Annotated in this window: 18 protein-coding genes; 8 read left to right on the forward strand and 10 right to left on the reverse strand. The window is 64.3% G+C overall.

Annotated elements, in window-relative coordinates:
- Positions 1 to 54: 54 nt before the first annotated feature.
- From prmC to hisS, 3 genes are all read right to left on the reverse strand, one after another.
- On the reverse strand, positions 55 to 921 hold the full coding sequence (gene prmC, locus ACZ1JY_RS09420; RefSeq protein WP_465129111.1) for a peptide chain release factor N(5)-glutamine methyltransferase: 867 nt from the start codon (positions 919 to 921) through the stop codon (positions 55 to 57).
- Between the two features lie 9 nt (positions 922 to 930).
- Complete coding sequence (prfA, locus tag ACZ1JY_RS09425) at positions 931 to 1,995, reverse strand: peptide chain release factor 1 (RefSeq protein WP_465129112.1); 1,065 nt, start codon at positions 1,993 to 1,995, stop codon at positions 931 to 933.
- A gap of 120 nt (positions 1,996 to 2,115) precedes the next feature.
- Positions 2,116 to 3,354, reverse strand: a complete 1,239-nt coding sequence (hisS, locus tag ACZ1JY_RS09430; RefSeq protein WP_465129113.1) for a histidine--tRNA ligase — start codon at positions 3,352 to 3,354, stop codon at positions 2,116 to 2,118.
- Positions 3,355 to 3,455: 101 nt separating this feature from the next.
- On the opposite strand from hisS, the gene ACZ1JY_RS09435 reads away from it, so the two are divergent.
- The 3 genes from ACZ1JY_RS09435 (at position 3,456) to ppa (ending at position 6,691) form a co-directional block, all read left to right on the forward strand.
- The gene (locus ACZ1JY_RS09435; RefSeq protein ID WP_465129114.1) at positions 3,456 to 5,414 is read left to right on the forward strand and encodes a M61 family metallopeptidase; all 1,959 of its coding nucleotides are present in this window, start codon (positions 3,456 to 3,458) and stop codon (positions 5,412 to 5,414) included.
- A 4-nt stretch (positions 5,415 to 5,418) separates the two neighbouring features.
- The gene (locus ACZ1JY_RS09440; protein ID WP_465129115.1) at positions 5,419 to 6,069 is read left to right on the forward strand and encodes a DUF1345 domain-containing protein; all 651 of its coding nucleotides are present in this window, start codon (positions 5,419 to 5,421) and stop codon (positions 6,067 to 6,069) included.
- Positions 6,070 to 6,154: 85 nt separating this feature from the next.
- Complete coding sequence (ppa, locus tag ACZ1JY_RS09445) at positions 6,155 to 6,691, forward strand: inorganic diphosphatase (RefSeq protein WP_118072969.1); 537 nt, start codon at positions 6,155 to 6,157, stop codon at positions 6,689 to 6,691.
- A gap of 61 nt (positions 6,692 to 6,752) precedes the next feature.
- Here ppa and ACZ1JY_RS09450 read toward each other — a convergent pair whose 3' ends face one another.
- Positions 6,753 to 8,099 carry a TldD/PmbA family protein gene (locus ACZ1JY_RS09450; protein WP_118072968.1) on the reverse strand — a complete coding sequence of 449 codons (1,347 nt, stop codon included), beginning with the start codon at positions 8,097 to 8,099 and terminating at the stop codon, positions 6,753 to 6,755.
- The gene (locus ACZ1JY_RS09455; protein WP_465129116.1) at positions 8,057 to 8,401 is read right to left on the reverse strand and encodes a hypothetical protein; all 345 of its coding nucleotides are present in this window, start codon (positions 8,399 to 8,401) and stop codon (positions 8,057 to 8,059) included. The genes ACZ1JY_RS09450 and ACZ1JY_RS09455 overlap by 43 nt, the downstream gene beginning before the upstream one ends.
- Positions 8,402 to 8,629: 228 nt before the next feature.
- Between ACZ1JY_RS09455 and lptB the strand changes: the two genes are divergently transcribed.
- The gene (gene lptB / locus ACZ1JY_RS09460) at positions 8,630 to 9,406 is read left to right on the forward strand and encodes an LPS export ABC transporter ATP-binding protein (RefSeq protein ID WP_118072966.1); all 777 of its coding nucleotides are present in this window, start codon (positions 8,630 to 8,632) and stop codon (positions 9,404 to 9,406) included.
- 43 nt (positions 9,407 to 9,449) lie between these two features.
- Positions 9,450 to 10,937 (forward strand): RNA polymerase factor sigma-54, encoded by a 1,488-nt coding sequence (gene rpoN, locus ACZ1JY_RS09465; RefSeq protein ID WP_465129117.1) that lies wholly within the window; start codon positions 9,450 to 9,452, stop codon positions 10,935 to 10,937.
- A 14-nt stretch (positions 10,938 to 10,951) separates the two neighbouring features.
- Here rpoN and ACZ1JY_RS09470 read toward each other — a convergent pair whose 3' ends face one another.
- Genes ACZ1JY_RS09470 through ACZ1JY_RS09485 form a run of 4 tightly spaced genes read right to left on the reverse strand, consistent with a single transcriptional unit; the run spans position 10,952 to position 17,192 of the window.
- Positions 10,952 to 11,803: a phosphodiesterase gene (locus ACZ1JY_RS09470; RefSeq protein ID WP_118072964.1), complete on the reverse strand. Its 852-nt coding sequence runs from the start codon at positions 11,801 to 11,803 to the stop codon at positions 10,952 to 10,954.
- Between the two features lie 20 nt (positions 11,804 to 11,823).
- Positions 11,824 to 13,707 (reverse strand): cytochrome c3 family protein, encoded by a 1,884-nt coding sequence (locus tag ACZ1JY_RS09475; protein WP_465129118.1) that lies wholly within the window; start codon positions 13,705 to 13,707, stop codon positions 11,824 to 11,826.
- A 7-nt stretch (positions 13,708 to 13,714) separates the two neighbouring features.
- Complete coding sequence (locus tag ACZ1JY_RS09480) at positions 13,715 to 14,611, reverse strand: hypothetical protein (protein WP_118072963.1); 897 nt, start codon at positions 14,609 to 14,611, stop codon at positions 13,715 to 13,717.
- A 4-nt stretch (positions 14,612 to 14,615) separates the two neighbouring features.
- Positions 14,616 to 17,192: a cyclic nucleotide-binding domain-containing protein gene (locus ACZ1JY_RS09485; protein ID WP_465129119.1), complete on the reverse strand. Its 2,577-nt coding sequence runs from the start codon at positions 17,190 to 17,192 to the stop codon at positions 14,616 to 14,618.
- 239 nt (positions 17,193 to 17,431) lie between these two features.
- Between ACZ1JY_RS09485 and ACZ1JY_RS09490 the strand changes: the two genes are divergently transcribed.
- The 3 genes from ACZ1JY_RS09490 (at position 17,432) to ACZ1JY_RS09500 (ending at position 19,806) form a co-directional block, all read left to right on the forward strand.
- A complete protein-coding gene (locus tag ACZ1JY_RS09490) occupies positions 17,432 to 18,442 on the forward strand; it encodes a tetratricopeptide repeat protein (RefSeq protein WP_118072961.1) in 1,011 nt (336 codons plus the stop codon).
- A gap of 307 nt (positions 18,443 to 18,749) precedes the next feature.
- A complete protein-coding gene (gene ctrA / locus ACZ1JY_RS09495) occupies positions 18,750 to 19,451 on the forward strand; it encodes a response regulator transcription factor CtrA (protein WP_011443965.1) in 702 nt (233 codons plus the stop codon).
- A 148-nt stretch (positions 19,452 to 19,599) separates the two neighbouring features.
- Entirely contained in the window at positions 19,600 to 19,806 is a 207-nt protein-coding gene (locus ACZ1JY_RS09500) for a hypervirulence associated TUDOR domain-containing protein (protein ID WP_465129120.1), read from the forward strand.
- A 17-nt stretch (positions 19,807 to 19,823) separates the two neighbouring features.
- Here ACZ1JY_RS09500 and ACZ1JY_RS09505 read toward each other — a convergent pair whose 3' ends face one another.
- Entirely contained in the window at positions 19,824 to 20,642 is an 819-nt protein-coding gene (locus ACZ1JY_RS09505) for a helix-turn-helix transcriptional regulator (protein ID WP_465129121.1), read from the reverse strand.
- Positions 20,643 to 20,645 lie beyond the last annotated feature (3 nt).

Here is a 20,645-nt window from a genome sequence, read left to right on the forward strand (position 1 = left end):
GGTGGATTTGGCCGGGACGGGAAGCCTTCGTCCGTCCCCTGCCTAAAAACACAATTAGTGACCCGCAGGTCCCTTGCCAAGAGGAATATTGGCAGAAACCGCCATTTCGACCGCCCTTTTTCGCCCCGCCAGATCGCAATGGACCCGCGCGGACATTCCGGCAGCGCGCGCAATGCCTGAAACGGCGTCGGCCTGCGTCCAGCCGATCTCGACGATGGCGATGCCCCGCTCGGTCAGCAACTCCGGAAGCTGCGGCACCAGAATCCGGTAATCGTCCAGTCCGTCAGGGCCAGAAAACAGCGCAGAGGCGGGTTCGTGCTGGCGAACCGACGCATCGAGTTCTGCCTCGTCCTCGACATAAGGCGGGTTCGAAAGGACCAGGTCGAACTTTCCCAGCCCTTGCGCCCAATCCGTCTGCGTCCAGTCGCCCTCCAGAACGCGCGCAGACGGCGCATGGCGTTCGGCATTGGCCTTGGCCACGGCCAGGGCTTCGGGAGAGCGCTCGATCGCGATGCCTTCAGCCTGCGGCCATAGCGACAGCGCCGCCAGCAGCAGCGCTCCCGAGCCCGTCCCGAGATCGAGAATCCGCACAGGTGGCGCCGTGCCGGAAAAGGCTTCGCGCGCCGCCTCCACCAGCGTTTCGGTATCGCCGCGCGGGATCAGCACCGCCGGACTGACCGCCAGTTCCAGCCCATAGAATTCGGCGCTGCCGGTAATATAGGCAACCGGTTCATGCCACATTCGTCGCTCGACCAGAGCAGCGAAGCCATCGGGCACGGCGCCCGCCATGTGCCGCAGCAACAGGTCCGTCCGCGAGCACCCCAGCGCATGCGCCATCAGCACTTCGGCATCGAGCCGCGCGGTGTCCGACGTGGCGGAAAGCTGGTCGGCGGCAGCGCGCAGGGCCTCGGCAACCTTCACTTGGCGCTGCTACCCATCCAGCGCCGCCAGCCGCTTTGACTGGTCCTCGGCGATCAGCGCGTCGATCAGTTCGGCAAGGCCCGGTCCTTCGAGAATTTCGGGCAGACGGTGCAGCGTCAGGTTGATGCGGTGGTCTGTCACCCGGCCTTGCGGAAAATTGTAGGTGCGGATGCGCTCGGAGCGGTCGCCCGATCCAACCATGGCCTTGCGCGCTTCGGCCTCTTCGCCCTGGGCGGCATCGCGCTGCGCCTCGAACAGGCGGGCGCGCAGCACCTGCATCGCCTTGTCCTTGTTCTTGTGCTGGCTGCGCCCGTCCTGGCAGGTGACGACCGTGCCGGTCGGCAGGTGGGTAATGCGCACGGCGGAATCGGTCGTATTCACATGCTGCCCGCCCGCGCCGCTGGCCCGGTAGACGTCGATCTTGAGGTCCTTGTCCTCGATCCGCACATCAACTTCGTCGGGCTCGGGCAGCACGGCAACCGTCGCCGCGGAAGTGTGGATGCGCCCGCCGCTCTCCGTAACCGGCACGCGCTGCACGCGGTGGACGCCGCTTTCGAACTTGAGCTTGGCGAAGACGCCGCTGCCGGTGACGTTGGCGACCACTTCCTTGTACCCGCCCAGGTCGTTTGCGTTGACCGACACGACCTCGACCCGCCAGCCCTGCTCGGCGGCATAGCGCTCGTACATGCGGTACAGGTCCGCCGCGAACAGCGCCGCCTCGTCGCCCCCGGTGCCGGCGCGGATTTCGAGCATCGCGGGGCGGCTGTCCGCAGCATCCTGCGGCAGCATGGCCACGGCGAGGCGGTGCTCGGCCTCCGGAAGTTCGGCATTGATCCGCCGCAGTTCCTCGTCCGCCAGTTCGCGCATGTCGGGATCGTCCAGCGTGGCAAGGCTGACCAGTTCGGCGCGCATGTCCGCAATCTCGCGGGCGACGCGGGCGACCGGTTCCAGCTCGGCATAGTCCCGGCTGGCGGCAATGAACTCCGCCCCCTCCAGCGTACCCGAAGCCAGCCGCGCCTCAAGCTCGGCAAAGCGATTGGCGATCTGGGCAAGGCGGGCTTCGGAAACGCTCATGCGCCCACCCTCACTTCGTCATCCCGGGCTTGACCCGGGATCCCGCTATTTGGTCAACCGCCGCAAAAGGGACAGCGGGACCCCGGGTCAAGCCCGGGGTGACGGAAAACGTGTGGTACATCAGAACTCAGCAGCCTGCGCGTCAAGCAACTGACGCAGAATATCGGACGCGCTGTCTTCGGCGCGAACGCGCGCTGCAGGCCGGCCGTCACGCATGGCCAGTGCCAGGATCGCCTTCGCTCCCATCTTCACCGCCTTGTCGAACCGCTTGCGCGCCGAGCCCGACGCCACGAGTTCGGCCGAGACACCTTCCCGGCGCAAGCGCGAAACCTGCGCGATCCCGCCGGTCAGCAGCGCGTCGTCCTCGACCACGACAATGACGTCGGCCTTGGCCTCGCCCTTCTCGCCCACCAGCATCGCCAGGCGCTCGATCCCGGCTGCCCAGCCCACCGCCGGTGTTGCCGCGCCGCCCAGCGCCTCCATCAAGCCATCATAGCGGCCGCCGCCGAGCACGGTGCCCTGCGCGCCCAGCCGGTCGGTCACGAACTCGAACGCGGTGTGGCGGTAATAGTCCAACCCGCGCACCAGAGTCGGCGCGCGGGTCCAGCTGACACCGGCCGCGTCAAGGCCCGAGGTGACCTTCGCGAAGAAATCCTGCGCTTCGCTCGAAAGGTAGTCGTCGATCTTGGGCGCGTCGGCGGTGAAGACCTTGTCGCGGGGGTCCTTGCTGTCGAGAATCCGCAGCGGATTCTTGGCCAGCCGCTCCTGAGAGTCCTCGGAGAGTTGGTCCTTTGCCCCCATGAAGTATGCCACGAGTTGGGAACGCCACTTCTCGCGGCTTTCGGCATCGCCCAGCGTGTTGAGCTGTAGCGTCACGCCGTCCGCGATGCCGAGCTCCTTCAGCAATTGGTCAGCCATTACAAGCAGTTCGACATCCGCCTGCGGCTCGCCCGCGCCGATGATCTCGGCGTCGATCTGGTGGAACTGGCGGTAGCGGCCCTTTTGCGGCCGCTCATAGCGGAACAGCGGCCCATGCGTCGCAACCTTGAGCGGCGCATACTGCTGCCAGCCATCGGTGATGAAGGCGCGCGCGATTCCGGCGGTGAATTCGGGCCGCAGCGTCAGCGATTCCCCGCCGCGATCCTCGAAAGAGTACATTTCCTTCGACACGACGTCGGTCGTCTCGCCCAAGGACCGGCTGAAAACCGCCGTCTTTTCAAATACCGGCATTTCCACGCGGCGGAAGCGGTAGAGCTTGCGCACGCGCTCGAACGTCTCGACGACGAAGGCAAAAGCCTCGGCATCGGGGCCGAAGATGTCCTGGGTGCCACGAATAGGCTGCGGTGTCTGCGTGCTCATGGGCGCGCGATTAGCCCGAAAGCGGCAAAACGGGAAGGCCTGCGAAAAAGGCGCTGCGTAATGGTTGCGGATGCGACTTCTTCGGGCCATGAACGTGTGCCATGAAGACAAAGCTCGCGGTCGCCCCGCTCCTCCTCGCCCTTTCCGTGTCAACTCAGGCGCTTGCCGCCAACTCCGCGCCGATGGCGGTGCCGATCCAGCAGACCGTGCCGGACGCGCAGGACATCGCCTATCCAGGCGTCATGACGCTCGATATCGACGCGACCGACGTGGCGCGCGGCGATTACAAGGTGACGCAGACGATCCCGGTCGCCTCGGGTGCCAAGGAACTGATCCTGCTCTACCCGCAGTGGCTGCCCGGCAACCATGGACCGCGCGGGCCGCTTTCCGAACTCGTCGGCGTGCAGTTCTTCGTCGATGGCAAGCCGGTGGAATGGAAGCGTGACCGGGTCGAGGTCTATGCCTTCCACGTGATGCTGCCCGCAGGCGCAAAGGAAGTCGTCGCCAAGCTGATCCACACCTCGCCGCTGCAGAGCGCCGAAGGGCGCATCACGATGACGCCGGAAATGCTCAACCTGCAGTGGGAAAAGATGAGCCTCTATCCTGCGGGCCACTACGTCCGCCGCATCCGCGTGAAGCCGACCGTCACGCTGCCGCAGGGCTGGACGCCCGCCACTGCGCTCGACGGCATGAGCATGGCCGGCAACCGCGTGACCTGGGCCGAGACCGACTACGAAACGCTGGTCGATTCGCCGATCTTCGCCGGCAAGTATTTCAGGAAGTGGGACCTTGGGCAGAACGTCACGCTCAACGTCGTCGCCGACAAGGCGGAACAGCTCGAAGCCAAGCCCGAGCATATCGCCGCCCACAGCGCGCTGGTGCAAGAAGCGAAGCTGGCGTTCGGCGCCAACCACTTCGATCACTACGATTTCCTGCTCGCCCTGTCGGACAAGATCGGGGGAATCGGCCTTGAGCATCATCGTTCGAGCGAGAACCAGCTTGAGCCGGAGGCCTTTACCCAGTGGGACAAGCAGGAGTGGGACCGCAACCTGCTTCCGCATGAATATGCGCACTCATGGTCGGGCAAGTTCCGCCGTCCGGCGCGCCTGTGGACGCCCGATTATCGCCAGCCGATGCAGGGCGACCTGCTGTGGACCTACGAAGGCCAGGACCAGTTCTGGGGCGCAGTCCTCGCCGCGCGTTCGGGCATGCAGGGCAAGGACACCGTGCTGGGCATGCTGGCGGCATGGGCGGGTGGCTTCACGCAGCAACCGGGCCGCGACTGGCGCTCGGTCGAGGATACAGGCTTCGATCCGGTCTTCGCCTCGCGCAAGCCGAAGCCCTATTCCTCGCTCGCCCGCAACGAGGACTACTACACCGAAGGCGCGCTGGTCTGGCTCGAGATCGACCAGATCCTGCGTGAAGGCACCGGCGGCAAGAAGTCGATCGACGATTTCGCCAAGGCCTTCTTCGGCATGAACCCGGGCGACTATGGCCAGATCCCGTTCGAGGTGGACGAGATCGTGACCAAGCTCAACGCGCTCTACCCCTATGACTGGGCCAAGCTGATCGACACCCGCATCAACCAGCCGGGCCAGCCCGCGCCGCTGAACGGGATCGAAAAGGGCGGCTACAAGCTGGTCTGGAAGGAAGAGCCCAATCCCTACATGAAGGCCGCGATGGACTTCGGCAAGGGCCTGAGCCTTGCCAACTCGGTCGGCATCTCGCTCGACAAGGAAGGCAAGGTCACCGGCACCCGCTGGGACAGCCCGGCCTTCAACGCCGGCATCGTCACGGGCACGCAGATCATGGCGATCAATGGCACGGCCTACAGCGCCGATGACATGAAGAAGGCGATCACCGCGGCCAAGGGCGAAAAGGGCGCGCCACTGGAACTGCTGGTCAAGCGCGGCAGCCGGTTCGAGACCATCAAGCTCGATTACAAGGACGGCCTGCGTTACCCGTGGCTCGAGCGGGTTGCCCCGGGCAAGGCGCCGACCGGGCTCGATCTGCTGCTGACGCCGAAGCGTCCGGGCGCGGCTGTGGCGAAGAAGAAGTAAGCCTGTGAAACGTGGCGGCGTCACGCTGGGGAACCGGCTGGCGCCGCCGCGCTTCGTCCTGTTTCTCGTGCTGCTACTGGCCGCTTTCTTCGGCTACTGGCAAATCCCTGGCGCAAACCGGACCGCCGATGCCGCAGCATTGAGCTTCGACCTGGCAGCGGCTGTCTTCCTGCTTTCCCTGCTACCGCTGTTGCGGGACAGCGACGTGACGCAAATGCGCGCCCATGCAGCCGCGAACGACGCCAATCGCGTGCTGGTGCTGGCGATCACCACGATCGTGACCATGGTCGTCCTTGCCGCAATTTCCGGCGAGCTGCCCGGTGCCTCGGGCGGCGACAGGGTGGCGATGGTCAAACTGGTCGGCACGCTGCTGCTGACCTGGCTGTTCGCCAACTCGGTCTATGCCCTGCACTACGCACACCTGTTCTACACCAGCCGCGATGGCAAGGTTGCCGGCGGGATCGACTTTCCGGGCACGAAAACGCCCGACTATCTGGACTTTGCCTACTTCAGCTTCACGCTGGGCATGACCTTCCAGACATCGGACACCGAGATCACCAGCAAGACGGTGCGCCGAATCGCCACGCTGCATTCCTTCGCGGCGTTCGTGTTCAACATCGGCGTGATTGCGTTCACGATAAACGCCCTCGGCTAAGCGTTACTCCATAAGTCTTGTTGCGGTGCAAAAGCGGCTTCGCTAGGGGCGGCGCATCCTCTCCACCCAACGAACAGGGCCAAAGATGCGCATCGACATGATTCCCACCGGTGACAATCCGCCGGAAAGCCTCAACGTCATCATCGAGGTTCCGGTCGGCGGCGAGCCGGTCAAGTACGAATTCGACAAGGCATCGGGCGCGCTGTTCGTTGACCGCATCCTGCACACGCCGATGCGCTACCCCGCCAACTACGGCTTCGTGCCGCACACCCTCTCACCCGACGGTGACCCGCTCGACGCGCTGGTGATCGCGCGCTCGCCCTTTCTTGCAGGCTCGGTCGTCCGCGCCCGTCCCATCGCCGTGCTCAACCTTGAGGACGAACACGGCGGAGACGAGAAGCTGGTCTGCGTGCCGGTCGATTCGACCTTCCCGTACTATTCGGACGTGAAGGAACGCGACGATCTGCCGGAAATCGTGATGCAGCAGATCGAACACTTCTTCACCCACTACAAGGACCTGGAAAAGGACAAGTGGGTGCGCGTAGGCACCTGGGGCGGCGCTGACGACGCCAGGCGCATCACGATCGAAGCGATCGAACGCGCAAAGTCGGCCAAGGGCTGAACTTTCGCCTCTGCGAATGAATGAGGGCGCGGGGTCGGCGGACCTTGCGCCCTCTTTCGTTTCAATCGCCCGCAACGCTCATGCCGTCGACCCGCAGGGTGGGCGTATCGATACCGCGATAGACGTCGAGATCGTTCGCTGCAGTCAATGCCGCGAACATGTCGATGAGGCTTCCCGCCACGGTGAATTCCGCAATCGGTCCGGCCAGCTCACCGTTCACGATGCGGAAGCCGGAAGCCCCGCGGCTGTAGTCGCCGGTCACGCCGTTGACGCCCTGCCCGATCAGTTCGGTGACATAGACGCCATCGGCGATGTCGGCCATCAGCTGGGCAGGCGTAATGGTGCCGGCTTCGAGCACGACATTGCTGGACGTCACGTGTGGCGCACCCGAAGATCCACGCGAGGCATGGCCGGTCGGCATTGCCCCCAGCTGGCGTGCGGCGGCCGAATCCATGAGCCAGCCGGTCAACTGCCCGGCATCGATCAGCTTGCGCGGCGCGGTTGGCAGCCCTTCTCCGTCAAACGGGCGCGAGCGCATGCCGCGTAGCGCCAGCGGATTGTCGGAGATGGTGATTGCACTGTCGAACAGCTTCTGGCCGTCGCGATCGAGCAGGAAGCTGGCGCGACGGGCAATCGAGGCCCCGCTCATCGCTCCCAGCAGGTGGCCGACCAGAGTATTGGCGACGCGCGGGTCGAACACGACCGGCATCGGGCCGGATTTGACCCGTCCCGGGTTCAGGCGACGTACGGCCCGCTCGCCCGCTTCGCGGCCGATCTCGGCAGGGCCTTTGAGGTCAGCGGCATGGCGGGTGCTGCGCCAGGAGTAATCGCGCTGCATGTTGCCGCCCTCGCCCGCGACGACGCTTGCCGAGATGCTGTGGCTGGATGCAGCGTAGGCACCGGAGAAGCCGTGGCTGGTGGCGAGCGCGAACAGCCCTCGCCCAGCGCTGGCCCCGCCGCCCTCGCTGTTGGTCACGCCGGGGATGGCACGGGCGGCTTCCTCGGCTTCCTCCGCCAGACGGCGAAGGTCTGCCGGGCTGCGCTCGGTCCCGTCATCAAGATCGAGGTCGGGCGCAAGGCCCTGAAGCAGCAGCTCTTCGGGGGCGAGCCCTGCGAACTTGTCGGCCGGGGCGAGCCGGGCCATGGCAACGGCGCGGCTGGCGAGCTCATCGAGCGCAGTGTCGCCAAGATCGGTCGAGCCGATCGAAGCAGATGCCCCCCCGACAAAGACGCGCAGGCCGATGTTCTCGGATTCGGACCGCTCGACGTCCTCGAGCGCACCAAGCCGCACCGAGACCGATTCCGAGGCGTTGCCGAGATAGACTGCATCGCCTGCATCGGCCCCCGCACGGCGCGCGCGCGCGATCAGCGCTTCGCAGCGCTCCTGGGCTTCGGCGGGTGACAGCATGAACAGACCTTGACCTGGTCCCGCTTGAAAGCGGTGGCAAACGCCATGTCATGGGCCTGTTCGTCGCTCAGATGTTCCCAGCGACGCTCAAAATGACGGAATAGCGGAATGATGGCCGCAACCAGCACGACCAGCACGAAGACCGGGAGGATCGAGGCGCTCTGGTCCTGAAGCTCGTGCATGGTCACGAAGATCTGCAACGCCGTGTAGACCAGCAGCCCGTAGGCGACGTTGTTGCTCATCTTCTTGCGCCAGTCGATCGCTGCGGACTTTGCCGCCTGCGAATGGAGGGCCTTGTTCATGGCTCCGATCCTTGTGCTACCCTGCTCCGAAAGCAGTAGATCATGCGGCACGCGAACCTGCAAGATCAATTCCAATTCGGAGTGTTTCGCCCAAGGACAAGTCGCTCATTCACGTTTGGCAAAGCAGGGCCATGCATAAATCCTGCCAAATCCGCGGCGCGGGGTTTGCCGCGTCGCGATGTGGCGTTATTGGAAGGGCCAAGCGCCTGAAACTGCAGAGCTGAAGCGATGACCGTGATCGAAAAGACTGCCGCCCCTGCAAATGCTGCCCCGCCGATCCCGCAGGGCGGGCTCGAAGTCGTGTCGATTGCCAAGTCCTATGACAAGCGTGCGGTTCTCACCGACATCTCCCTATCCGTCGGCAAAGGCGAGGTGCTGGGCCTGCTGGGGCCGAACGGCGCGGGAAAGACGACGTGCTTCTACTCGATCATGGGCCTGGTACGCCCCGATTCGGGCCGCATCCTGCTTGATGGCGTCGATATCACAAAGCTGCCGATGTACCGGCGCTCGATCCTCGGCCTCGGGTATCTGCCGCAGGAAACCTCGATCTTCCGCGGCATGACGGTCGAGCAGAACATTTCGACCGTGCTCGAACTGATCGAGCCGGACAAGGCTACGCGCGAAGCCGAGCTTGAACGCCTGCTCGACGAATTCGGCCTGACGCGGCTGCGCTCCAGCCCGGCCATGGCGCTTTCGGGCGGCGAACGCAGGCGCTGCGAGATTGCCCGCGCTCTGGCGGCGCGCCCGTCGATCATCCTGCTCGACGAGCCCTTTGCCGGGATCGACCCGCTTTCGATCAGCGACATCCGCCATCTGGTGAAGGACCTCAAAGGGCGCGGCATCGGCGTGCTGATCACCGACCACAACGTGCGCGAAACACTCGATATCGTCGATCGCGCCTGCATCATCTATGGCGGGCAAGTCCTGTTTGCCGGCAGCCCCGAAGCGCTGGTTGCCGATGCCAACGTCCGCAGGCTCTATCTTGGCGAAGGCTTCACCCTGTGAGGCAGGGCGGCAACTGATGCTGGACTCGGGGGGAGTCTGAAGGATGGCTCTCGGGCCTCGGTTGGACATCCGGCAGACCCAGTCGCTGGTGATGACGCCGCAACTCCAGCAGGCGATCAAGCTGCTGGCGTTGTCGAACCTCGAGGTGGAAACCTTCATCGGCGAGGCGCTCGAAGCCAATCCTCTGCTGGAAATCGGTGAAGCTTCTCAGCCCGAGCCCATGGAGGTCCTGCCCGAGGAACTGCGGCGGACACATCTCGAATCCTCGCCGGTCGACCAGCTGGTTTCCGAAGGTCGGGTGGAGGAAGATCGACCGCTCGACATCGATGTCTCCGCGCTGGACCGCGACCGTGATACCGGCGATGCGGGCGCATTCGAGCTTTCCGCCTCGCGCGACCTTGCCGCAGGCGGCGAAGGCCCGGATATCGACGAGCATGGCCGCTTCGAGCAGACGCTGGCCGAGCATCTCCATGCCCAGATCGGCGCAAGCACTTCGGACCCGCAGATGCTGTTCGTCGCCCGCTGGCTGATCGATCAGCTGGACGAGGCAGGCTATATCGGCATTCCACTCGGCGAGATTGCCGACGCACTCGGGCTATCGCTTGTCGTCGTCGAACGCGCATTGGCGCTGGTCCAGACGCTCGACCCCACCGGCGTCGGCGCGCGTAATCTTGCCGAATGCATCGCGCTGCAGGCGAAGGAGGCCGATCGCTACGATCCCTGCATGGCCCGGCTGATAGACAACTTGGACCTCGTCGCGCGCGGGGAAATCGCGCGGCTCAAGCGGCTGTGCCAGGTCGATGACGAAGATTTCGCCGACATGCTGGCCGAGTTGCGCAGCTACGATCCGCGTCCCGGCCTGCGCTTTGGTGGTGGTACTGCAGAAGCTGTCGTGCCCGACATCCTGGTACGCGCCACAAGGGACGGGTGGAACATCGCGCTCAACCAGGCAACCCTGCCGCGCCTGGTCGTCAACCGCAGCTACTATGTCGAAATGCGCGGGGCCTGTATCAGCAAGGACGCCAAGGCCTGGCTGGGCGACAAGCTGGCCGATGCCAACTGGCTGCTGAAGGCGCTCGACCAGCGGCAGAAGACGATCCTCAAGGTGGCATCGGAACTGGTGAAGCAACAGGACGGCTTCTTCCGGCACGGCGTGGCGCACTTGCGCCCACTCACGCTCAAGACCGTGGCCGAAGCGATCTCGATGCATGAATCGACCGTCAGCCGGGTCACCTCGAACAAGTACCTGCATTGCGAGCGGGGCACGTTCGAGCTGAAGTATTTCTTCACATCCGGCGTGGGCTCGTCGGACGGCGAAGGCGCTTCTGCCGAAGCGGTCAAGGCCGCGATCCGGCAGCTGATCGATGCCGAGGATCCCAAGGCGATCCTTTCGGACGATGCCCTTGTCGATCTCTTGAAAGCCAAGGGCTTCGACCTCGCCCGGCGCACGGTGGCGAAGTATCGCGAGGCAATCGGGCTCGGCAGTTCGGTGCAGCGGCGGCGCCAGAAGGCGCTGGCGGCGGTCCGCTAGAGCACTTTAGGCGCTCAAGCGCCGGGCCGCTCGGCCAGCATGTGCTGGATCATGCCCTGCAGGTTGGCGTCGTACCTTGCAAGAACCTGATGGTCCTCTGCCGTGTCCCAGTGCGTCACGAGTTCACGGCCGTTGAACCAGTGCAGCGCGTAACCCGGCGGGTCGGCAATGATCAGGTTCCGCTCGTCAGGGCAGTCCGGGTCGATCGGCCGCAGATCCAGCGCGACTTGCGGCGCCGTCGACGGGCAGGTGGCGACAACCGTGCCTTCCCACGCTGTGCTGATGGCGCGATGGATATGGCCACAGACCACGCCGACGATGTTGCTTCTGCCGCGCAAGCATGCAGCCAGCCGTTCGACCCATGGTTCGGCCGGATCGGTGTTCATCCACGGAATGCCGACCTCTACCGGAGGATGGTGCTGGACGATCAGCGTGCGCACATCCGGCGCTTCGTCGAGCCGCGCCCTGAGCCAATCGGCACGAGCCTCGCAGAAGGCGCCGCCGTGGCGACCTTCCTCGAGCGTATCGAGTACGATCAGGCGCAGCGGGCCGGTTTCGACGACATACTGCAGAAAGCCCCCGTCGAAGGCGATCTCGGGAAAAACCTCGCGGAAAGTGGCACGTTCGTCATGGTTGCCGAGCGCATAGTGCACCGGGAACGGCAGGCCTGAGAAAGCCTCGCGCAGGCGCTCGTAGCTGGCCCTGTCACCGCGGTCGATCAGGTCACCGGTCGCCAGCAGCAAATCCGGGCGCGGCTGCATCGCAGCCAGTTCCCCCAGCACGCGGTCAAGCCGCTGCCGGTTGAATTCACCGGGCGAATCAGGTTCGAACCCGAGGTGAATATCGGTGACCTGCGCGATCAGCATCGTCCCCCCGTCCCGGCGCTTTATCGCAGCTTGACCGGGAAACGGGGCCTTTCAGCCACGGCCACGGTTTGCGCCACGTCCTTCTTCCGGTCCTTCTTGGGCGCCCAGGGAGCGCCCGCGTCCATGTGGTAGGAGTGGCACATCGCGCAGGAGGAATCGACCGGGTCTTTCACGGATACGGATGCAAGCTTTGCCCCCTCACCGCCGACATGGCAGGAACGGCACCCGCCCTTGCCGTCAATGCCGGGCACCAGCAGGTCGCTCGCCTTGTTCGAAGTGGCGGCATTGACGTGGCAATCGGCGCAATCGCTCTTGTTGTGCGGCTTATGATCGAACCAGCCCTTGTGGTAATAGCGATCGTTCTGTGCGACCGGCTGCACGGTGAATCCCGCGCTGGCCATCGATCCACCCCGGCCCACGGTATGGCAATCGTAGCACATTCCGCCATTTGAGAAGACTTGCGCCACCGCCTGTTCGGCGCGCGTCGGGTAGAACCTGACCGCGCGGGCATAGTCGGCCGCAGTGGAACGCAATGCGGCGTCACCCGGCACGCGGCGAGCGAGGCCCGACAGGTTGGCCGGACGCGCCGGAGCGCCGCCACGATAGAATGCGCGCAGATCGGCAACCACCAGTTCAGGCTCGCCATGGCGCAAGGTGCGGAAGGTGCCACCGACCTGGTCGAAGCTCAGCGAATGGCAGGACTGGCAGGAATCTTCCATCACTACCGGTTTGAAGCGAGTGCCGGTGGCATCGGCCTTGTGGCAATCCTTGCACTGCAGGGCATCGCCGGCGGCAAAGCGCCCGGGCATGCGGCGGACCATCTGGGCAATGCCGTTGGTCTTGGACAGATGCTGGCCATGGGTGAACTTGAGGCCGTTGTTCTCGGTCAACCCCGGCGTCCAGCTGGCGCGCTGGAACAGGGGCTTCTTGCCGTTCATGCCGCTGATGATCATCGGCTTGAACTGGGGATGGGCCGTTCCGAAATCGGCGGCATCGGCGATCTTCGTGTCTGGCAAGCGACCCTTCATACCGTTGTGGCAGTCCGCGCAGAATTTCTGCTGGGTGGCTGGCATAGCACCCGCCCCCTCATGCTCGGTGTGACAATCGACACACCTGCCCGCCGGGCGATTGAAAGCACTGGCCACCGCACGCTGGAGTGCGGCCATGCCGGTCGGCTCGCCGCGCGCCTTGAGCAGCCGCCCCTTGTCCGCGATGTGATCGTGCGCGTCCTTGGTGTGGCACGTCAGGCAGGCGTTATCGGTCACCGCGACAAAAGCCTGCGTGTGGCAGGCCTGGCAATCGCCACCCAGATTCTTGTGGGCAAGGCTCAACGGCCCCGAGGACCAGGTCTGGTCGGCATGGAAGCCATCGGGCCGGCGCGCCTTCTCCTGCATCGCCAGCGGCTTGTAGGTCATGTAGCTGTAGATCGGGAAGGCGAGGAACGAGACCAGCACCAGTATGGCAAAGGTCCACGCCGACATGCGCTTGCCGGGCAGCAGGCCCTTGAGCGTGTAGACGGTGGTGATGTCCTTGTCCTCGGCCGAATCCGATACGGCCTCGACACGGCGGACAGTGAAGGTTGCGGCGCCGCTTTCGGCATCGACCGCAACCGAGATGCGATGTCCGCCGAAAGTCAGCTCTGCTCCCGCCACCGGATCGAGCGGGCTTTGCGTCGTGCTGCGGCCGTTGACCTCGAACGGCTGCGCGCCAATCGAGGCGATGACGAGGCTGCCGTCCGCAGCGCGCGTGACTTGCGCATGGCGCGGGTCGACGGCGAGGTCGGGCAGGTGAATATCGCATGCGGCATCACGCCCGATGGTCAAGACATCGCCTTCGACCGTGGACGGCCGGACGATCTCCTCGCCACTGGACTTGAGCGCGATCTGGCGGACTAGGAAGCTCATCTCTTGCTCACCAGTAGAAGAAGACGCTGACGATATGGGCGGAAAGCGCCGCGATCAGCGCAAATGTCACGGGCACGTGAACATAGAGCCATGCCTGCAACCATGATTTGAGCTTCAAGTGCCGTCGCATTCTGCCCAGCATCGCCTCCTTGCGCGTGAGCAGGGCATCGACCTTGTCGAGCGGATCATTGGCAATGCGCGGGCGATAGGCCCGCAGTCGGCGCAGTTCCGCTGCCGTGCTCCGCGTCGCGCATCGGGGGTATTTGCCGGTTATGCGGTTCCAGAAGCTGCCAGCGAAGGGATCTTCATCGAGGCTCTTACCCACCAGCGTCGCCGTTTCAGGGTCGAGCGGCTGCGCAGCATCGTGGATCTGGCGATCAAGCGAACGCAGCGCTTCGATCATCTGCTTTTCGGTGATCGCACCTTCTTCATCATAGCGGTTGGCTGACAGCGCCTGCGGCATCGTGGCATAAACCCAGATGCCGAAGATCCCCGAACCTATGACGATCAGCATCAGCGCCCAGGCCAGCGTATGCACGTTCCAGCCAAGGTGGAAACCTGAATGCAACGTACCGATCACGGTCAGGCACAGGCCGAGGTAGACATGCGCCGAAGTCCAGCCCTTCAGGCTCCAGCGGCCCGGCGTGATCGCGCGCTTGCGCATGCCGAGCATGGTCAGCCACAGGATCAGCAGCGCACCGATCGTGCCGAGCGTGTAGCCCAGCCAGCTCGAACCGAAGTGCGTGCCCGGCAGCGGCACGAAGATGTAAAGCGCGATCAGCGCAATCGCCAGCACGGCCGAAAGCTTGCCCCAGAACAGGTTCCGGTGGGTCAGGAACCCTTCATGCGTGGAAGTGCGCTGGCGGGTAGCGCCGGTACGCTTGCGTGGTGCAACGGATGCCATCGGCTCAGACCCCCTCGTTCTCGAGCCGCGCGACGGTCAGAAACTCGTCGGGCGATACGCGGATGGCAGCGCCGGTCGGGCAGGCACGGACGCAGCTGGGGCCGCCTTCGATCCCGGCACACATGTCGCACTTGATCGCCTTCTTGCGGTCGAGCAGCTCGTCGACCGCCGGGTCGCCGGTGTACTTCGTGTTCTTCTTCGACCACTTGTAGGGCGGCTCGCCCGGCCCCGGCCCGGACCCGAAGAACAGCCATGACAGCAGCGACGGCTTCTTCGGCGGCACCTTGTCCATGCGGATCACGCCATAGGGGCAGTTGCGCTGGCAGTTGCCGCAGCCGATGCAGGTATCGTTGATGAAAACTTCGCCATCGGGGCCGCGATGAATCGCATTTGGCGGGCAATCGGCCATGCAGTGCGGGTGCTCGCAGTGGCGGCACGATGTCGGCACGTGGAGGTGCGCGAAGCTCTTGCCAGCCTCGCGGTCCAGCCGCGAGAGGCCGTCATGGCTGTCAGCGCAGGCCTTCTCGCAGTTGTCGCAGCCGACGCAGAGGCGTTCGTCGATCAGCAGGACGTCGGTCGCCTCGCCCAGGCCCTGAGACACGAGGAACTTGGCCTGCTCCGAATAGAGATCGACCACGCCCGAGAAGCTGTCCTTCTTCGATTCGATGAAGGCATTGGTCTTGCGGCGGACCTCCATGTCCTTGCGCGCGCGATCGAGCAGGGCGGGCTTGGCAGCCAGCACGCGGCCAAATGCCTCGCCATCGATTCTGATGACTTCACTCTTGATCGCGGCGCGGACAGTGGCCGTGCGCCGTCCACCATCGATCAGCGCCATTTCGCCGACGTAAGAACCTGCCGGCAGGTATGAAAGGAACACCGGTTTGCCGCCGACTTCCTTCTCCACCACCATCGAGCCGACGCGGATGACATAGATGTCCTTGTCCTCGTCGCCTTCCTTGATGATCGCATCGCCCGCGCGGACGGCCATGATCTTCGAGGTTTCGACCACTTCGGCAATGTCGGCGCTGGTCAGGCCCGAGCCGAACATCTGCAGGATCTGGCGTTCGGTCGAGATGCGCTCGATCGCGCGCTTGGCAGTCGGCACCTGGCTCTGCAGCTTGAGCGCCGCGTTGCGGCTGATCTCGACACAGATGGTGTCTTCGGCCGCCACGATCGTGGCGCCACGCTTGCGGCCGGAAATCAGGCCCACTTCGCCAAAGATCGTGCCTGCCGGGATCGCCACGACCTTCGACGGGTCATTGGCATCGAGGCGCACGTGGACCGAGCCCGAGGCGATGGCGAAAAGCGAGGACCCGGGGTCGTTCTTCTCGAAGATCGTCTCGCCCTTGGCATAGGCGCGCGCAGCCGAATCGAGCATGAATTCGCGCAGCTGCAGCGTGGTCATGCCATCAAGGATGGAAACGTTGGTCCGCAGGAATTCCAGCCAGTCGTTTACCGAGCGGTTGCCCGGCAGCCCTGCGAACTTGGCCTCGAGCAGGGGCTCGTCGGCGGGTTTCAGGCCGGTGTTGCCGTTGATGAACTCGACGACGTCGTAGCCCTGGTTCATGCAGTGCTTGATCAGGGGGTAGCCTGCCAGCGCGCCGATCACGAAAATGCCGGGCGCAGTCGATTCGAACTGCGGCGACAGCGTCGGAAAGGCGAGGCGGTCGGCGCTGGCGAACTCGATCCCACAGCCTTCGACGAAGGCGCGCGGCGGGGCCGAGCCGATGCGGGCGATGATGCGGTCGCAACGGATGCGCTCCTCGCCATCGCGGGTGGACAGGGTGATCCAGCCGGGCTCGATCGACTTGGTCTCGGTCTCGTAGCGGATCGTCAGCTTGCCGGCCGCATCGTCCTCGACCAGGGCCTTGGCGTTGGGCTCCTTGGCGGTGGCGAAGCTTTCGCGGACGTTTGTCGATTTCGGGCTGCGGTTGAGCACGGTGACGACATTGCCCTGCGCCGGATCTTCCACCAGACCGCGCGCGTTCTCGATCCCGGCGTCGCCGGTGCCGACCACGACGATGTGCTGGTCGAGCACGGCGTAAGGATCGTCGAGCTGGTAGGTCACATGCGGCAGATCGCCACCCGGGCAGCGCATCAGGTTCGGATTGCCCTGCGTGCCGATGGCGAGGACCACGGTCTCGGCCATGACCGTCTCGCCGTTGGTCAGTTCGATGGCATAGGGCGGCGCGAAGCGCTGGAGTTCGGTCGTGGTGGTCGATCCGTCTCGCGCTCTCGTCACGATCTTCTGGACCGAGCCGGGGATCGGCGCACCGGTTCCCTTGATGGACTTCACCTCGGCATTGTACTTCACGTTCACGCCGAGTTCGGCGGTGCGGCGGTTCCACTTGTCGAGGATGTCTTCCTTCTTGCCCGCATCGAATTCCTGATCGGACCGCAGGATCAGCTGCGACGGCGTGGCCATCACATGCTTGCCCTTCTGGTACTTGTAGATCGTGTCCGAAAGGTGATCGGTCTTTTCAAGCAGCACGTGGCTCATGCCGAGCTGCGCCGCACGGCCGGCAGCACTCATGCCCGCCGGGCCCGAGCCGATGATCGCAACCTTGAAAACCTCGCCCACCGGTATGCGTCCCCCGCATCGCGAACGGACGGCGCTGTTCCCGCACCTGCCTGTTCAAAAAACCGATTTGCGACCCCTGTCGGACGACATTAGCCGATGCGCCGCGCATTGCCACCCGCAATTTGCGCATCCGGCACGAGACGCGGCCTGTGCGCCGGTGACGCTTGCAAGCAACCCTCCCGGCACGATATGCGCCTCATGACTCGGACGCCAAGGATGGTGCCCGACAGGAGTGAGCGATGACCGACCCCCAGCCCGCCAGTGACCCGCGCGAGCCTGCACCGCGTGATCCGGCCCAAGGGACGTCGCGCATGGGCCGCTATGCCCTGATCGCTGCAGGACTGATCGCGCTGGGCGCTGGCGGTGTTGCCATGCTCCGCGGCCCGGATACGCCGCCGCCTCCGGCGGTGCCGCCGCCCGCCGAGCCGAGCCAGCAGCCTTCGGTCGAGGACGTGATCGCCAAGCTCGAGGCGAAGCTGGCGGAGAAACCGGACGATGCCGAAGGCTGGCGCATGCTGGGCTGGTCCTATTTCCAGACCGAGCGCTATGCCGAAGCTGCCACCGCGCTGAAGAAGGCGACAAAGCTCGATCCTGACCATGCCGAAACCTGGTCGTTCCTTGGCGAGGCACTTGTGCTTGCCAGCAAGGAAGAGGGTCGGATGCCCCGTGACGCCAAGGCCGCGTTCGACAAGGCGATCAAGCTTGATCCCAAGGACGCCCGTGCCCGCTATTTCCAAGCAGTAGCGATGGACCTGTCCGGTCGGCACCGGCAGGCCATCAACGCCTGGTTTGACCTGCTCGAGGATACGCCTGCCGACGCTCCCTATGCCGAGGACATCCGCGAGGTGATCCGCAATGTCGGCGAGAAGCACAAGATCGATGTCGAGAAGCGCCTGGCCGAAGCAAAGTTTGCCGCACCCGCCAATGGCGTGATTACCGATGGCCCGCACAAGGCCGCTGCGGGCATTCCCGGCCCCACCAGCGAGCAGATGAAAGCCGCCGAGGGCATGCCCAAGGGTCAGCAGGAAGCAATGATTCGCGGCATGGTCGATGGGCTGGAGGCCAAACTTCAGGCCAACCCAGGCGATGTCGATCGCTGGATCATGCTGCTGCGCAGCCGCATGCAACTGGGCGAACCGCGCAAGGCGGCAGAGGCTTTGCAGAAGGGGCTTGCCGCCTTCCGCAACGACAGTGCCAGTGCACGGAAATTGCGCGAAGCTGCGTCAAGCCTTGGTGTAGCCGGCGCCTGATTCGCACCTGCAAACGGTTCGATTCGGTGCGAGCAAGCCAGCAGCATTAACCTTGCAACATCACTTCCCGGACCAGTGATTCATTCCGGGACACCGCGAAATCCGGGCTTTTGCGTGCCAGAACGAGTCAGTCCTGCGCCGAATTGAATCACTTTTCCGCGACTTGGCGGTTAACCCGCGCGAAACCGCTTCGTCGCTTTACAACAAATTAACCTTTCATGTTCATTCCTCCTATGGTTAATGGCGGGCAACCCGGATTTAGAGCGGGTTAATTGCCACGGGGACATGGCAATCAAGGGGCGGTTCAATGCGCGTACTGCTGATCGAGGACGAACCTACAACGGCCAAGGCGATCGAGCTCATGCTCACGACCGAGGGCTTCAACGTCTACTCTACCGATCTTGGCGAAGAAGGCCTCGATCTGGGCAAGCTGTATGATTACGACATCATCCTGCTCGACCTCAACCTGCCGGACATGCACGGCTATGACGTGCTCAAGAAGCTCCGCGTCGCCAAGGTGCAGACGCCGGTGCTGATCCTTTCGGGCATTTCGGAGATGGACAGCAAGGTCCGCTCGTTCGGCTTCGGCGCCGACGACTACGTGACCAAGCCCTTCCACCGCGAAGAGCTGATCGCCCGCATCCATGCGGTGGTGCGTCGCTCCAAGGGTCATTCGCAGTCGGTCATCCGCACCGGCAAGCTCTCGGTCAACCTCGATGCCAAGACGGTCGAGGTCGATGGTGCCCGCGTGCACCTGACCGGCAAGGAATACGCGATGCTCGAGCTGCTTTCGCTGCGCAAGGGCACTACGCTGACCAAGGAAATGTTCCTCAACCACCTTTATGGCGGTATGGACGAACCCGAACTCAAGATCATCGACGTGTTCATCTGCAAGCTGCGCAAGAAGCTGGCCCATGCCTGCGGTGGCGAGAACTACATCGAAACCGTGTGGGGCCGCGGCTACGTGCTGCGCGATCCTGACGACATGAGCGCCATCGAAGCAGCCTGACCGCGCGCCTGCCTTAGCCATCCCTGAGACGGTCCGCCGAAAACGGCGGGCCGTTTTGCATTCAATGCCTGCACTTGCGGGCAAGCAGCGGAACCGCCGCGCGCCTCACCCGCTCCGTTATGCGAAATGCAAAAAGGAGGAGCATGACATGGCGAAGGCACTGAAAGCAGGCGACAAGGTTTCGTGGAAGAGCCACGGCGGCAAAGCCCATGGCAAGGTGGTGCGCAAGCTGGAAAAGCCCACCTCCATCAAAGGCCACAAGGTCGCCGCCTCGAAGGACAATCCGGAGTTTCTGGTCGAAACCAAGGGGGGCAAGCGCGCGGCGCACAAGCCCGGGGCGCTCAGCCGCGACTGAGGCCCAGGGACCGGCCGTCAGCCGACGCGGTTGAAGTACGTCGTTTCCATCTCGGGCATGCTCTTGTCAGCCCAGACAATCGTCTCGGTCATCGACTTGCCATCCTTGGCAATGGTGTAGACCCGTGTGGCGACCTGCCTGCCATTCTTGCCCAGTGTCATGACCAGCGTGTTCGGCGCCGGCTGACGCAGCGTCGCGACATCGTAGATCGGGATGTTGCCAGAGATCGGTACCGCCACGCCATCGAGCTTCGCGGTTGAGCTTGCAGTCATCTGGCTGCCGTCGGGCGAGACGATTTCGACCCGCGTGGTCCATTGCTGATCGGGCGAGACATCAAACGCGATCGTGACGCTGCGGGGCCGCTCGTTGGCGGGAATGCGCGCGGTGTCGAGCGACCACTTGCCGACGAGCGGCGAGGCAGCGGCAGCGGACGAATATGCAGCCGGTGCCTGTGCGGCTTGTTGCGAGCCGGGGGAAGCCAGCATGAGACCGGCGGCAAGGGGTATGAGAGTGAGCATGGCGATCTTTCCTTTCGGCCAGAGACGCACCGCATCTGCGGGCTGTTCATCAGCGTCTTCCGGGACGCCGGATACGGATAGATCAGTTTTTCTGGACCAATTTTCCTGTCCCGCCACCAGCCGCGCCAGTTCGCGACTGCTGCCGATCCCGGTCTTGCGCCGGGCATCGCGCAAGCGTTCGTTGATCGAGGCCTCGCTGCGGCCAAGTGCCGTCGCAATCGACTTTATCGTGTGCCCTGCGGTGAGCAGGCGGAGCACTTCCAACTCCTTGTCGGTCAGTTCGGCGATCGCAGGGCAGCCATGATCGGTGGCGGACATGGC

Source organism: Novosphingobium sp. BL-A-41-Hi4B-X5A (genome assembly GCF_055521705.1).